20 protein-coding genes and 1 pseudogene are annotated in these 14,187 nt (G+C 41.2%); 16 read left to right on the plus strand and 5 right to left on the minus strand.

Translation table 11 applies throughout. The features are described 5' to 3' along the window. Positions 1–99 precede the first annotated feature (99 nt). On the minus strand, positions 100–945 hold the full coding sequence (locus T411_RS0101850; RefSeq protein WP_001912535.1) for a hypothetical protein: 846 nt from the start codon (positions 943–945) through the stop codon (positions 100–102). A 291-nt stretch (positions 946–1,236) separates the two neighbouring features. On the opposite strand from T411_RS0101850, the gene T411_RS1000000121245 reads away from it, so the two are divergent. Beyond that, positions 1,237–1,476, plus strand: coding sequence for a YagK/YfjJ domain-containing protein (locus tag T411_RS1000000121245; RefSeq protein WP_001881569.1), 240 nt, complete (start codon positions 1,237–1,239; stop codon positions 1,474–1,476). 26 nt (positions 1,477–1,502) lie between these two features. Next, entirely contained in the window at positions 1,503–1,877 is a 375-nt protein-coding gene (locus T411_RS1000000121250) for an inovirus Gp2 family protein (protein WP_094191056.1), read from the plus strand. Positions 1,878–1,911: 34 nt separating this feature from the next. Here T411_RS1000000121250 and T411_RS0101855 read toward each other — a convergent pair whose 3' ends face one another. The 4 genes and pseudogenes from T411_RS0101855 to T411_RS1000000120980 form a co-directional block, all read right to left on the minus strand. Then, on the minus strand, positions 1,912–2,898 hold the full coding sequence (locus tag T411_RS0101855; protein WP_000858600.1) for a GTPase family protein: 987 nt from the start codon (positions 2,896–2,898) through the stop codon (positions 1,912–1,914). Positions 2,899–3,004: 106 nt separating this feature from the next. After that, positions 3,005–3,451: a DUF2787 domain-containing protein gene (locus T411_RS0101860; RefSeq protein WP_000065402.1), complete on the minus strand. Its 447-nt coding sequence runs from the start codon at positions 3,449–3,451 to the stop codon at positions 3,005–3,007. Between the two features lie 50 nt (positions 3,452–3,501). Then, positions 3,502–3,804 (minus strand): annotated as a pseudogene (locus tag T411_RS1000000119910) (DUF2787 family protein); the annotation flags it as partial. 238 nt (positions 3,805–4,042) lie between these two features. Further along, on the minus strand, positions 4,043–4,243 hold the full coding sequence (locus T411_RS1000000120980; RefSeq protein ID WP_001900517.1) for a hypothetical protein: 201 nt from the start codon (positions 4,241–4,243) through the stop codon (positions 4,043–4,045). Between the two features lie 350 nt (positions 4,244–4,593). On the opposite strand from T411_RS1000000120980, the gene T411_RS0101880 reads away from it, so the two are divergent. The 14 genes from T411_RS0101880 to T411_RS0101950 form a co-directional block, all read left to right on the plus strand. Further along, positions 4,594–4,830, plus strand: a complete 237-nt coding sequence (locus T411_RS0101880; RefSeq protein WP_000895452.1) for a hypothetical protein — start codon at positions 4,594–4,596, stop codon at positions 4,828–4,830. 329 nt (positions 4,831–5,159) lie between these two features. After that, entirely contained in the window at positions 5,160–5,492 is a 333-nt protein-coding gene (locus tag T411_RS1000000119850) for a helix-turn-helix domain-containing protein (RefSeq protein ID WP_000186150.1), read from the plus strand. Position 5,493: 1 nt separating this feature from the next. Further along, entirely contained in the window at positions 5,494–6,465 is a 972-nt protein-coding gene (locus T411_RS0101895; RefSeq protein WP_001278803.1) for a hypothetical protein, read from the plus strand. Positions 6,466–6,471: 6 nt separating this feature from the next. Beyond that, positions 6,472–8,229: a DDE-type integrase/transposase/recombinase gene (locus T411_RS0101900; protein ID WP_000992437.1), complete on the plus strand. Its 1,758-nt coding sequence runs from the start codon at positions 6,472–6,474 to the stop codon at positions 8,227–8,229. Next, entirely contained in the window at positions 8,201–9,310 is a 1,110-nt protein-coding gene (locus T411_RS0101905) for an ExeA family protein (RefSeq protein ID WP_001094671.1), read from the plus strand. The genes T411_RS0101900 and T411_RS0101905 overlap by 29 nt, the downstream gene beginning before the upstream one ends. Positions 9,311–9,312: 2 nt before the next feature. Beyond that, positions 9,313–9,774, plus strand: a complete 462-nt coding sequence (locus T411_RS0101910; protein WP_001064711.1) for a hypothetical protein — start codon at positions 9,313–9,315, stop codon at positions 9,772–9,774. Further along, a complete protein-coding gene (locus T411_RS0101915; RefSeq protein ID WP_001059182.1) occupies positions 9,771–10,004 on the plus strand; it encodes a hypothetical protein in 234 nt (77 codons plus the stop codon). The genes T411_RS0101910 and T411_RS0101915 overlap by 4 nt, the downstream gene beginning before the upstream one ends. A gap of 579 nt (positions 10,005–10,583) precedes the next feature. Further along, positions 10,584–10,958, plus strand: a complete 375-nt coding sequence (locus T411_RS0101920; protein ID WP_000879671.1) for a Mor transcription activator family protein — start codon at positions 10,584–10,586, stop codon at positions 10,956–10,958. Then, positions 10,945–11,265, plus strand: a complete 321-nt coding sequence (locus T411_RS0101925) for a Mor transcription activator family protein (RefSeq protein WP_000035502.1) — start codon at positions 10,945–10,947, stop codon at positions 11,263–11,265. Before T411_RS0101920 ends, T411_RS0101925 begins: the two co-directional genes overlap by 14 nt. A gap of 18 nt (positions 11,266–11,283) precedes the next feature. Continuing rightward, complete coding sequence (locus T411_RS0101930) at positions 11,284–11,862, plus strand: hypothetical protein (RefSeq protein WP_000059473.1); 579 nt, start codon at positions 11,284–11,286, stop codon at positions 11,860–11,862. Between the two features lie 60 nt (positions 11,863–11,922). Next, positions 11,923–12,294 carry a hypothetical protein gene (locus T411_RS0101935; RefSeq protein ID WP_000401420.1) on the plus strand — a complete coding sequence of 124 codons (372 nt, stop codon included), beginning with the start codon at positions 11,923–11,925 and terminating at the stop codon, positions 12,292–12,294. 48 nt (positions 12,295–12,342) lie between these two features. Beyond that, complete coding sequence (locus tag T411_RS0101940) at positions 12,343–12,702, plus strand: phage tail assembly protein (RefSeq protein ID WP_000290080.1); 360 nt, start codon at positions 12,343–12,345, stop codon at positions 12,700–12,702. A 215-nt stretch (positions 12,703–12,917) separates the two neighbouring features. After that, positions 12,918–13,877 (plus strand): tape measure protein, encoded by a 960-nt coding sequence (locus tag T411_RS0101945; RefSeq protein WP_001909624.1) that lies wholly within the window; start codon positions 12,918–12,920, stop codon positions 13,875–13,877. 42 nt (positions 13,878–13,919) lie between these two features. Beyond that, a partial coding sequence (locus T411_RS0101950) for an IS3 family transposase (protein WP_027694886.1) occupies positions 13,920–14,187 on the plus strand: 268 nt, incomplete at its 3' end.

Raw genomic sequence — 14,187 nt, forward strand, 5'->3', positions numbered from 1 at the left:
TAATCGTTAAAATATTAAATGATGTTTGATTGAAAAGTTCTCTTATTTTCTCTCTTAGTAAACCAGCTCTCGTTAACGAGAGCTGGTTTACTTGTGTGATCAATTTTTTTTAAATCTAGATATCGATTCATACTTATTGTTTATCAGTTCTTCTAGAAGATGATTCTTTTTTATCTCCAATAGGTTAGCTAATCTGTCTAGCTTTCTTCCTATGTCAGTATGCATTTCAAAGGTATATACTTTTTTATTTTTTAGTTTCATCCTATGTTTTTTCTGAACAGATGCTTTCTTTAGCTTTTCTATAAATTGATGTTTACTCATAAAATTAGGAATGATATCTTTTGGATCCCAAAGGTCTAGAATTGTAATAATAGAGTAATGAGCTATATCTCGGTCTAACTCGTATGGTAAAAACCATGGGTCGAGTTTGCTTTTCTTAAAGTAGTTAATTATCCATTTGGTAAATTCATCATCCTTATTATCAATGATCCAAGTGTAATCTATACCTTTCTCAACATTGCGCCAGGAATTTTTCAGTTGGCCTACAATGCTTTCCTTTATTTCTATGCAGGTTTTTGATTTGATGAATCTAATAATTCCATTATATATTTCATTTTTATCAACTATCTCCTTTGGGTTGATAACATGAGAGCTAGTTATAAATGTTTCTTGCATTGAATGTCTGGGATAATGTTCAAATGCTAATATTATATCTTGTTTAAAATTAATTTCATAATCTATCGGTGGGTCATACATTAGTTTGAATGTTGCTGTTAACTTACTTTTTAATCTTTCAGAATCAATAGTATGATCAACGATCACTTCCCTTGCTCTCATATGGACAAGGTAAATTTTAGACAATAAATATAAACATTGTCGCGTGTTGTTACTATCAATCCAATCTGTTAAATATGAATATTTAAATAATTCGTTAATGTTTGTCACAATGTGTATTTACGTTGTTTTAATGAAAGTTACATAGTAATTTTTATGAGTTTTACAGTCTTGCTTTTTCCTGTGGATTTGATGGGTTTTGCGGTGTGCATCACTTATGGTGCGCTAATGTTTTTCCAGAGTGGCAGAACGTGACATTGTCTCTAGATGTGCATTGGTACAGAAGGCGGGTAGCTAAGGTAATTAGTTCGATTATGTTGGTATAGTAATATAGGTCTAGTAAGCACATTAAAATAACAAGGTGGTTATCTTCTATGAACAAGTTAACAATAGAGGTGACTAATGAAACGTTTAATTCAAAATCCAAACCTGACTCTTTTCTATGACGAGAGTTTTTTATCTAATCCTGTCATTAAAGAACATGCTCCATTATGCAAGGAATATTTGATTGCCATTAAGGATGTTTTGGATATTTCTTTGACTGAATATAGTCGAGTTTACGTTCAGAGAATTGATCTTAGATACCCTAGCTATTATACAGGGCATAATTGTGGCGATATTTCTAGTTTTTTTCTTCGTTAAAAGCAAAAATAAAACATGACTTAAAAATAAAGGGTAAGGTTGGTAAATGTACTTTAAGATACGTTTGGGTAAGGGAGCAATTAAGTTCAGGGAATCCTCATTACCATGTGGCATTATTTCTTAATAAAGATGTTTACTTTTGTTTGGGGGATATTACTAAGGATAGTGATAATTTTTCTTCAATGATAAAAGCAGCATGGGCAAGTGCTTTAGGTATTGAATACTTTGAGGTGAAAAGTAGTGTGCATTTCCCAAGTAACTCTACTTATTACATTTATAAGGGGAAAGATCCTTATCAAGAGGAATACCGACAGTGTTTTTATCGCTTAAGCTACTTGGCTAAAATTGATACAAAAATCTATTCGAATGGATTAAAAAATCTCTCGACTAGTCGAAAATAAAAAAAAGAGGCTCGCCTCTTTTTAATGGTTACATTTAAAACCCAAATGTATATCGTAAACCACCGAAAAATAGACCAGCGACAGAGCCTACGACTTTACCTAGGATCTCGCCTGGTTTTCCGAAAATAGATCCGATATCGGAGCCAATAGATGCGCCTTGTAAAGTTGTTTCTACAATGGCTTCCCAAAGGCTTAAGGTGGTTTTTTTATTGTAATCGCTGGCATCGTTATCTTTCCAATTATCTGCATCATTGGAAATGGTACGATTTGCCAGCATTACTCGTTTATTGTTTGGTAGTATTTCGACAATGGTATAAAGCAGTTTTGATAGATTGTAAGGCCTCTGGCGATTGACTCCATCACTGTAGCCCGCCACAAAGTAAAGAGTCTTCACATTTATCTGTGTGGCTTTATGTATACGTCTTGCTATCGAGTTTTGTTGTTTCTCCAGAAATGCCTTAGCCTTGTCCGTTGGTAGATTGTCGCTGTAGTTCCATGATTCAGGTCCTTTCAATGCAACGTCGGCTTGATTCACCGCAACGATGAGCCGCTTTTCGGCATCATCGCCTAATTGCGGGATAACAATGTCATTGATGAGTCTCAATGGTGTTCCCAGATCGCGAGAGCCGCCATCAAGTATCACCAGAACTAAATCAATGGCCAACTGACCATGGTCATCTCGTTTGTTGAGAAGCTGTTTAATGGCCTGTACGTGTTTTTTATCCTCATCGATCCCATCTCCAAGCCCTGGAGTGTCCCATAGCACGAGATTATTTAAGTGGTAACACTGAACAGATTCCGTGTGCGGATCACTATCGATGCCGACTTGGGCAACCGTCATGTCAAATAGGGCGTTTATGGTGGAGCTTTTCCCAGAGCCTGTGGAACCGGTGATCAGAATATTCAGTGATGCTTTGCGAAGGAGAGATAAGTTACTGAGTAACTTATCTTTCGTGGTTGAATCTAACGAGTTGCGAAGAATGTTATTTTCTAGAGTCGAGAATAAATCAGTGGTTTTCATTGTTGTGGAACCTCTTTCAATGTTGAGATGATGAACTGGGAAATCGCGCCCCCCCAGAACACGATGATTCTCTTTATGAACCTGTCGGTTTTCTTGATGGAGGTAACTAAGGAGCCGAGGTTAATGAAATATCATCAAAAGCTTCCGTTGCGACATAGGCGAGAAAGTTACTCTCCCATAACTGATAGAGCTCTCGCGCATCACGGTTACCTACGATAGGATTCCATCCGTGATAGGCGGTGAAGAAATCCCCACGCTGGAAATCAAAATCCAAGCATCGTTCTAGCTCAGGAAAGTGGTTGCCGACATAAGCAAAATCCGTGATGTATTCAATACACCATTGGCCATCACTAGACTGACTCAGTGCAATTTCTACCGGATGAAAACCGCCATCTTCGGCACTGTAAGAACTGTCTCGAAAGTTCATGACAACCTCTTTGCTGGTGGCCTGAACTTCACTTTTTGCTTGATGTTCAGAAAGTATGTTAGCGAGTAGGGCATGAAACGGTTTGGAAATGGGAAGGTGGGTGGGTTTGAACAAAATGTTAGACATGGTTATGCCTCCTACAAAAATAAGATTCGATTAAGAAGAATCGCCTTGGGTTAGCGAATCATGGTGAGTTGAATATCTTGCAACGCTTGTTTGGCAAGGTGGTGCTCAAACGCTGCGCACCAACTGCAAAATAGGTCCAACACTTCAGGTTGGGCCAAATCAGCCGTACCGGCATCAGGCTGGTAACACCAACGGTTAGCAAGGTGAAAGTAGAGCTCGACATCCAACGAGTCATGCCTGTCATTCTGATAAGAAAAACTGGCGATAAACGCGATGAACCACAGGGACTCGTTGTTTTCTCGCTTGAACTGTATTTCGACCGGATGTAGGCCCTGTCGAGAGCGGTAATAGTTGTATAGAACCAAGATAATAATGGATTGGCTTCAAGATAATTCAGACAAAGATTAGGGATCAGGCTGGATTTTGGCGGATCGATCCCGCTTAGATTGGGATAGGTGTCTCACACATAAAAGAGACCACATTGTGAGACAGAAGTAACTCACAATGTAGTATCGAGCAGAACTTAATTAAACATGATAATGTTCACACATGGAACACTATGATGTTCATTTGTGATTCTCTATAGGGTGTCTACATTCTAAACCCTAATTGCCTTTTTATTCTGGTTTGCATGTTGATAAAACCCAGAACTTCATATTTTACGGCTCGCTTTAGAGCTTCTACATTGTCCCATGGTTCCGCTTCTACTCCCTTGTGATGAAGAACACGGTTGTAGATTGTGGCAATATCACCGCAATATGGCTTTGTGCCAGATTCTGCTTCAAATTCCATTTCTATATATTCCATTAAGTTAACACATACCTCTTTTCGGTCCTCTGTTGTCGGCCAGCTATTTTCTTCTCCAGTCAAAAGCCAATTCAAATCGACCCTTAGTGTCTTATGAAGCGTAACCAACGCTTCACTTCCAGGAGATTGTTTACCTGACACATAGCTTTGCAGTGAACGATATGGAATCCCAGTAAACTCTGATGCACCTTTTAATGTTGAGAACTTGGCATCTATAACGCTCTTTAAGCGCTCTGATATAGACATAAAAACCTCAATAAACTACTTGCAATGAACATTATAATGTATATATTAGTCATTATGATGTCTAAGTGATATAGCGGAGTAATAAGTTAATGCTTGAATATGTTTCAGTCAATCAAATTGACCCAGGAAAAGAGCTTTACAACAAAGTAAAAGCTGGATTCATCATCAAAGGGACAACATTGGGCGCTTGGTGTAGACAATCAGGCGTAAAGCAACAAAACGTTATGTCCTGTCTTATCGGGTCTTGGGATGGTCCAAAAGCAAAATTGCTAAGAGCTAAAGTCATTCATGAATCAGGAATTGTTGGAGATGAATATGGAAAGTAAGAAAGAAAAAGATGCATTTCTGAAAATTTCCAGAATCCTGTCCACATTAAATGTGTATCAGGCGAATTCTGTATTAAATAATATAAATCAACAAGTTAGGATTTAATCAATTGAATCGAACGCCACAAAGACAAGTCGTAAAAACAAATTAGAACGTGACCGTGAACTGTACGAGTTCATTTTAAGCCTAGATTTGGATTTCCTGACCCAAAAAGACATCAGGATACTTTGTATAGAAAAGTTCGGTGCGGAAAGAAGCCCATCAAGAACTGGCTTAAGTCGGGCACTAAAAAAAATTCAAAATCAGAAAACGTATTTGAGGTAAAGCAATGACAAACGTACGGGACACATCAAATACATGCCAAATGAAATCAACGACCATCGCCTTGGTCATTTTAGAAACATTATTTGAATACGGCATTAAGGGCGCAACTTTTCGAGATATCGGATTTAAAACACAGATCCCAAGAGCAACACTGCATCGGTACTTAACAGCACTAGTTGATGCTGGTTGGGTGGAGGCATGTGGAAGTAAACAGAATATGGTTTGGAAACCATCAAATCATTTTATCAAGTTAGCTTTCACTTATCGTAACGCCGTTCGCGCAGAAGTTGATCGCATTGGAGCTGAATTTAGAGAGTTAACAGGAGAGGATTTATAAGATGTCCGATGAACTGAAGCAATTAATGACCGCTCAACAAGCATTGAGCGATGCGCAAGAACTGAATGCCGCTGAAGCATTAACGATTTCTCAAAGTGAGGGAACAAAACTTGGTGAAGCCGTAGACTTGGGTGCTCTTTTGGGGCGTGCTCAGATGGCCGAAAGACTGTCAAAAATTACCGACGCCGTGAGTTTGAGTACATTGAAAGAAATCAAAGAGTCTAAGAAATACAAGGCTTTAAAAGGAATCACCTTTTCAAAAAGCTCGACTGTCGGCAGTAATTTAGTTGTTCTAAAAGGCACTTGGGAAGAGTTTTGTGAAATCTATGGCAGTTCAAAATCAACCGTTGATGAACGACTAAAAAATTTAGACGTATTTGGTGCTCAGGCTCTAGAGTCAATGAGCGCAATAGGTATGACTACCAGAGACTTACGCCGACTTCGCCAACTGCCTCAAGAAGATTTGACCGCTATTGTTGAGGGTGAAGTGGTTAAAGTTCAAGACCGCGATGAAGCCTTGGAAATCATTGAAGAGCTGTCGGCAAAACATCGCCAAGAAAAACAAGCTCTGCAATCCGAAGTCACTAAGTTGACACAAGAAAAACAATCTAACGAAAGGCTGCTAGCGGATAAAGATAAGAAGATTAATGACTTATCTAAGAAACTCGATACGCCGCTTTCACCAGCACAAGCGCGCCAGAAAGAAGAAGAACTCAACAGCAAGTTACTCGATCAATTGAACGTGGCAACTCTGGCCGTCGATAGTGGTTTGGCTCGTCTGTTTGATGCGATTCAAACGATTCATGACAACCCACATCCGACCGATATTGATGCTGCTTGTGAAAATGCGTTGTTCCATACCCTAGAGCGACTCCTCGCTTTATCAGCAGACTTAGGGATTAGTGCGCACGTGCTTAGTCATTTAGAGCAATGGCATGCAGAAAATGGCCTGTTCTTGGGTAACGAGGGCTGATCCACGATGAATGCACTTGAATTAGAACGCGCACAATATCTTAAACGTCTGATGTCGGATCTTGACCGCTCTGGGCGTGGCCAAAAAGGGGTTATTGTTCAAGCTGCAATGGATCACTTGTGTATTTCAAAAAGCAAGCTGTATCAAGAGCTAACGGATTTAGGCTGGACATCTGGGCGAAAAACACGAGCGGATAACGGAGACTTGGCTCTCACGAAAGAAGAGACCGAGCTGCTTTCGAACATGATCCGCCAGAGTAAGCGAGAGAGCGGCAAGGCACTGATGACGGTTCGTGATGCGGTTGATATTGCATTAGCCAATGGGGAACTCACGAGACACGTGTCTGAATCGACAGTATTACGAGCTTTTAAACGCTTTCGTGTTCATCCTGACCAGCTCGATATGATGGAGACAACCATGAGTCAGCGCTCGCTTTTTCCCAATCATGCTTGGCAGTTTGACGTGTCGATTTGTGTACTCTACTACCTGCGTGGCGGTAAGGGATTGCAAGTGATGTCTAAGGATGAGTTTTACAAAAACAAGCCAAAGAACTTAGACCGTATCGTCAATGAGCGAGTATTGCGCTATTTAGCTACAGACCATTACAGCGGCGCTTTCTTTTTACGCTACTACCTTGCTCCAGGTGAAAACACAGAAACCATTACTCAGTTCCTATTGGAAGCGTTCTGCGAGCGTGATACTGGTGAATTGATGTACGGCGTTCCTCAGATCTTAATTTGGGACGCAGGGTCTGCAAACATCGCCCACCAAACGCGACACATGTTGGACATGCTGGAAGTGAAACATATCGCTCACACACCAGGTCGTCCTTGGGCGAAAGGTCAAGTGGAATCGACGCATAACCTCGTAGAGCGCCGTTTTGAGGGGCGACTCGCCTTTATGACAGTGCAGTCTATTGAGGAACTGAATCGACACGCGGTGCAATGGTCTATTGGTTTTCAGTCTCTTAAAGAGCACAGCCGACATAAGAATAGCCGCTTTGGGCTGTGGCAAACGATACGGGCTGAGCAGTTGCGGCTGATCAAAGACGTGAATCTGGTGAAAAGCATGATGCAACAAACTAAGCCAGAAGTTCGCAAAGTGCGTCCTAACGAACTAAGCATCAGCTTTGCACCAAAAGGCTATGCATCAATGGATTACTCGCTGGCTCACATTCCACACCTTATTGCTGGTGATGAAGTGAAAGTGTTTGCAAATCCATACAAAGCGCCAGCTATTCGTGTGATAAGTGTGGACGACTCAGGACAAGAGCACACTCATGAAGCTACGCCAATCGAGCGCGATGCTGCGGGATTCAACTTGCTTGCGCCCATCATTGGTGCTGAACACAAATCGGTACGTGAAACAGATGCTGATCACAACCGCAAGCGATTAGACATACAAGCTTGGGGAACGGACAACCCACGCGATATTAAGAAGCTCCGCAAAGGAAAAGTAGCAGCATTCGATGGCCGAATTAATCCTATGGCAGACATTGAGCAGCAAGTTGTTCCCTCATTTATGCCAAGACGTGGCACCGTAATGATTATGGAGGGACAGCCGTTAACCGAGCAAAAAATGTCGTTTATTGGGGCTTTAAACCGTCTTCAAAGACGTTTGAACCCAACCAAAGAGGAACTTGCTGTCATGAGAAAGGTGCTCAAACAGCAATACCCAGATGGCATGACCGACAATGAACTACAAGTCTTTACCGAACAATGGGAGCAAAAAGGCAATGAACACGCTCAGAGCGCGACTAGATAAGGCAGGCACAAGCATACAAGCATTGGCTGACTATTTAGCGATGAACTACAGCACAGTGCAGAGAGCGGTGAAAATGAACGAACCGCCTAAGAGACGTGCAGAAGAATTTAAAGAAAAAGTCGAAGCGTTTTTTGCTTCGCACGGCCTGGAAGGAGTAAGCGGTTGGTCAAAGGCGGCAACCAATGACCAACCTGATCCCCAGACTGAAACAAATCGAGAGTTAGAACTGGAGAATCCTATGTTAACACAAGAAGCTATGAAGCACTTTAAGCTATTTCGCAACCCTTTTATTAATGACATTCGCGCTGTTCGCGACATCTATATGAATGAAGATAGTCGATATGTTTTAGCTGCGATGAAAGATGTTGCAAGGAATCAAGGTATTTTGGCTGTTGTGGGAGATTCTGGCGCAGGTAAAAGCGTGCTGCGTCGATTGCTACTAGATGAGCTACATAACGATGGCGATATTTCAGTGATCCAACCCAAAATCATCGACAAGACGCGCGCCACCGCAGCAGGTATTTGTGATGCAATCATCAGCGATATCAGTAGTGAAGCACCTAAGCGCAGTATGGAAGCTAAAGCAAGACAAGTGGAACGTCTACTTATGACAGCATTCAAAGGAGGACAGCGCCACGTTCTGATCATTGAAGAGGCTCATGATTTGACGATTCCTGTCATGAAGTACCTTAAGCGCTTTTGGGAACTTGAAGATGGTTTTTCAAAGCTGCTGGGTATTTTATTGGTTGGACAGACAGAGTTGTTTCACCGCCTCGATGAGCGTCGTCATTACGAACTTCGTGAGTTTATTCGACGTTGTATGGTTATAGAGGTTCCACCACTTGATAACGATATTGAAGCTTACCTCAAGCATAAGTTTGAACGTGCAGGATGTGAGTATGAGCGCATCATGGATGATAGTGCGGTTCCTGCCTTGAAACTGCGTTTACAAACTCGCCGCAACCAGTCAGGAAGCTTGGTTTATCCTCAGGTCATCAATAACCTGGTAACCAAAGCTATGAATCTTTGTGCTTCTTTAGGCGAAGACAAAGTAAATGAAGACATCATTAAGGAGCTGTAGCCATGAACAATCAGAATGATAATGGCCTTTTGCCCTTTAACGTTGGAGAGTTAGTCAGTGCAGTTCATTTCGATTGCAATGATTTTGATACGGCTGACTACATCCCCAGTGTCCAGCTCCGCCAAGACTTACACGATAAACTCGGTTGTGCGGTAAGTAACTTGAATAGCATTTTGTCTATTTACAATCAGTGGAAACAAGGCCAGTTATCTTGTAATTGGTCTGCTGTCAGTGAGTTGACACTCAGAACGCAAGTTGTCAGTGGACAATTCAAAACGATTTCACAGATGTGCCGAAATGATCGAAATGGGATGGTTTATAATCCTTTGTTAAATGATGGCATACCAGATCTATCAAAAGGATTAACACCCTTAGAGTGTTCGGAGTTGAAAGCATTGTTGGATGGATTACACCCAATTGAGCTGTTACAGTTACTAAGACATCAAAAAGGAAGTTTGGTATGAATAATCATCACTTGAGTGCTGCTGAAAGCCATGAGCTAGCAACACGAGTATCAGCGTTAGGTGCAAAACAGGTTTTGCTTATTCTCCGCCAAATTCAGGATCAGTCGTTGGATTCGTCCATGAAAAACAGAGGCCTTATCTATGAACGAGCATTACGAACAAAAACTGAAGCAGGCTCTACGGCAAAAATCGGTCATGCCTTACTTGACCATCATACTCGGCCCCACTAAAGAGCAATGTCCTGTGCATACAAAGAACAAAGGCCTAGTGTTACCTGTTGATGACCGCTACTGGACAGAGTTTCCAATGCGAGAGACTTCGGCTTGTCGGTGTAGTATCCGACAGGTATCGAAATATGAATACCAGAAGTTAAAAGCCGAAGGTGTTCTGGAAGTGCCAGTAGATTAAACCGCCTTCAAACAAGCCAATCTTTAAATGCCTTTTCATTAGAAGAGGCATTTCTTTCTGAAACGCCCTCAAATCAGTTTCTAGCCGTGATGCGAGTATTCGCTTGTCTAAAAAAGTTTAAATCAATCTGGTGCGATTTAAACAGGGTTTAAACATGGTTTCTGCACATATCAGTGCTTATATATAACTCCCACAATGCCCAGTCCCCTTTATTAACAGCAACTCCTGTTAATTTAGTTATTACTGCAACGGGGATTATTCTTGTATTGCTGTTGGGGCATATGGAGATAAGTCGGTTCTCCATTAAATGGCAATACATTTGCCATCAACTTAGCGTAGCCCTATCTGCAAATTTGGGTAGGGTTACGCTAGGTTCTTCGATGTCTATATAGAGGATAACGATGTTAGCTATAGAAAGAGCAATCCCATTGGTTGTTGACGCTTTGAGCAAGGATTCGGGGCTTTTTAGCTTTGATGATCTTGAAAGCGGTGATGCTTTATATCCAGAGCTGCTAAGTGATGTTCATGACATTTTTCTTGGTGTCATTGAAGACGCAGGTATTGAAGATAACGGGTTGGCATTACATCTGGTTTTTAAATTGATGGAATACGGCAATGGTGTGCAGTTTTACCTACCGAAGCCTGACTCTATTGTAAAAACCATTATCAAGAAAATGATGAAAAATGACTTCAACGGCAGCAACTACGTTGAATTAGCTAAGCGTTATCAGTGTTCAACGAATCATGTAAGGAGAGTTATCAATGGCACCCACTGATAATCAAAGGTCGCTTGTGATTTCAAAACTCACTCCTAGCGCTCAAGTGCTCTACCGTGCATTAGATGAAGCCATTAAGCAAAGTGCTGGTAAACCTGATGCTCTAAAGATTGTTATCGAGCTTAGTGAAAAACTAGGTGGAAGAACTTTTTACTTTTCTCTTGGCACTGTGGCACGAAGAACTCAAAGAAATATTGATCTCTTCGCAGACCACGAATCAGGCATGTCAGTAAGAGAACTCTCAAAAAAATATAAGTTAAGTTTTGTCTCCGTTTTTAATGTCATTCGCAAATTCAAAACGTCATAACTAGATAGGAAATTAACCATGTCATTAAGTACCTTACAAGCAGAATTGGCTTCAGCAAAAACAGAGTATGAAGCTAAAGAGCTAGAGATCAGAAACCTATTTTCTGAAAAAAACACTCAAGAACGCCGCCTACAAACACTAGTTGCTCAAGTCGCGGCTAAGCGTAAAGAGTTATCGAATGCTTTATCGCAATCTTCTGCTGAAACTCTAACCAGTGAGCTGCAATCATTGGAATCTCAGTATCAAGCATGTCAAACCTTGATCAATAACATCTCCAATTATCTAACAGTTAAGGCTGGATTGGATAAAAAGAATGCCTCTGAACTTGTGGAACGTGCGCAAAAAAATTTACTCAATTTCATCTACAACAGCATCAAATCAGAACTCAAAGTCTTAACTGATGAGCAAGTAGAGTTGATGAAAGATTTTGTTGTGATCGAAAAACTGATTCGTAGTGAATTGTCAGATAGCGTACGCCAAAGTTATTTCCTAGGATGCGTTTTCGATGAATTATACGGTCAATTAAAAGGCTCTGACTTTACTAGCCATAAAGAAAAGATGCTGAAAAAGTACGATGCAGAATCGTCCATTGGATAGTCGTCAGTCGATTTATTATCTCAGTGGCTCACTGCCACTGAGACTGCGAAAGGAATGAAAATGGAACATGTGTATCAATTAGTCGATGGCATTGTTTTTAAGGGTAAATTACAGAAACAAGTCACGCTTCACCCAATTGATAGTGTGTCCTACGACTTAGTTGAACAACTAGTCGAAGAACAACTGCAACATATACAAAATCAAGCAGATGTTGTCTTGGTTAATGATAGTCACCTCCAAGGGCTTAAAGGCTATATGCTTTTAAACGAGAGCGCGGCAAGTTCAATATCAAAAATCGGTGATGAGAATGTCGATTTGATGTTCTTCGACTTATGTCAGCTAAAAATCAGTGCTCAAGACTGGAATGTGATCCTCACTGCAAACCTTGCAATAGCAGAATACTATGCAAATCAGGCAGCGATGCTTGCCTAACGAGAGTATTGGCCTGAATGACCTCTAATTTAAATAGGAACATGTGAAATGGCTGTAATGACATTTAACTTAGAAGATGGTTTCAAGGTTGGGGATGCCCAATGCCATGAGGTTGGACTCAAAGAGCTAACACCTAAGGATGTTTTTGATGCTCAGCTTGCCTCAGAAAAAATTGGAATATTGAATGGTAGACCCCATGCCTACACTTCTGATGTTCAAATGGGTATGGAGCTTTTATGTCGTCAAGTGGAGTTTATTGGTAACGTACAAGGTCCATTTAGCGTCAAAGAGATTTTGAAATTGTCTTCACGCGACTTTGCCACACTACAACAAAAAGCTCGTGAGCTTGATGACATTATGTTTTCAGATGATGCCTTGGAGGGGCTTGAGGCTCGGGGGCGAGATTAAATCACTTGCAGCTCATTTAGAGCTAATGTTGATAAACGTAGGCTCACGCTATCCTGTAAGTGATTTCAATCATCAACCAATTCGTAGACTTATCCAACTCATTTTTCGATTAAAAGAGCAGCAGTGAGATCCCCATGGCTAACAATTTAAAAACGGATATTGTTTTAAACCTCCAGGGTGATCTTGCCCAGAAAGCGCGGTCGTATAGCAAAGAAATGACAACGCTAGCAACACGTTCAAAAGCTGCATTTAGCATGATTAGTTCATCAGCAATAGCGGCTAGCAGAGGCATTGACACTTTCGGTAATCGACTGCTTTTTATTACTGGTGCTGCTGCGGTTGGTTTTGAACGTACATTCGTAAAAACTGCTGCTGAATTTGAACGTTACCAAACGATGCTAAATAAGCTTCAAGGCTCACCAGAAGCTGGAGCTAAGGCGATGGCATGGATTGAAGAGTTCACACAAAACACCCCTTACGCTATCGATGAAGTAACACAGTCATTTGTACGTCTAAAAGCCTTTGGTATTGATCCTATGGATGGGACTATGCAAAGTATCGCCGATCAAGCGGCAATGATTGGCGGTACAGCAGAAACAGTTGAAGGTATCGCTACAGCGTTAGGTCAAGCGTGGACTAAAGGAAAACTTCAATCAGAAGAGGCTCTCCAACTACTAGAGCGAGGTGTTCCTGTTTGGGATTACCTAATTAAATCCAGCAAAGAACTGGGAATGAACAATGGCCGTGGATTTACCAAAGAAGAGCTGGATGATATGTCATCTAAGGGAAAGCTAGGTAGGGATGCAATCAGGGCTTTAATTAAGCAAATGGGTAAAGAATCCGCTGGTGCAGCCAAAGAGCAGATGAATACATGGAATGGTATGATCTCTAACATGGGCGATCACTGGAAGCTTTTTCAAAAAGATGTGATGGGAAGCGGAGCATTCACAGTTCTAAAAGACCAATTGGGTGAGTTCTTGGGGATGCTTGATGAAATGAAAAAGACTGGCGAATACGACGAGTTTGTCGATAAAGTCGGGCGTGATCTTGTTGAGGCCTTTAAATCAGCCGCTGCTGCTGCAAGAGAAATTAAAGAGGTCGGTGAGGAACTATGGCCTGTGATTCGAGAGATTGGCTCAATGGCTTGTAGTGGCATAGTGAATTTGGTCACTTAGTTAGAGGTGATATCATCACCTCATAAGTTAACAGGTGACATTATGACAAAACGTACAAGACGACTATTTAGCGCAGAATTTAAGTTAGAAGCAGCGCAGCTAGTCTTAGACCAAAATTACTCAGTGACGGAAGCAGCCCAAGCCATGAATGTGGGCAAGTCCACGATGGATAAATGGGTTCGCCAGCTTAGAGAAGAACGCCAAGGGAAAACACCTAAAGCTTCACCTATGACCCCTGAGCAAATAGAAATTCGGGAATTGAAAAAGAAGCTGGCTCGCCTTGAAGAGCATAATGAAATACTAAAAAAAG

It is taken from the genome of Vibrio cholerae ATCC 14035 (assembly GCF_000621645.1).
In the GTDB taxonomy this organism is placed as follows: Bacteria; Pseudomonadota; Gammaproteobacteria; order Enterobacterales; family Vibrionaceae; genus Vibrio; species Vibrio cholerae.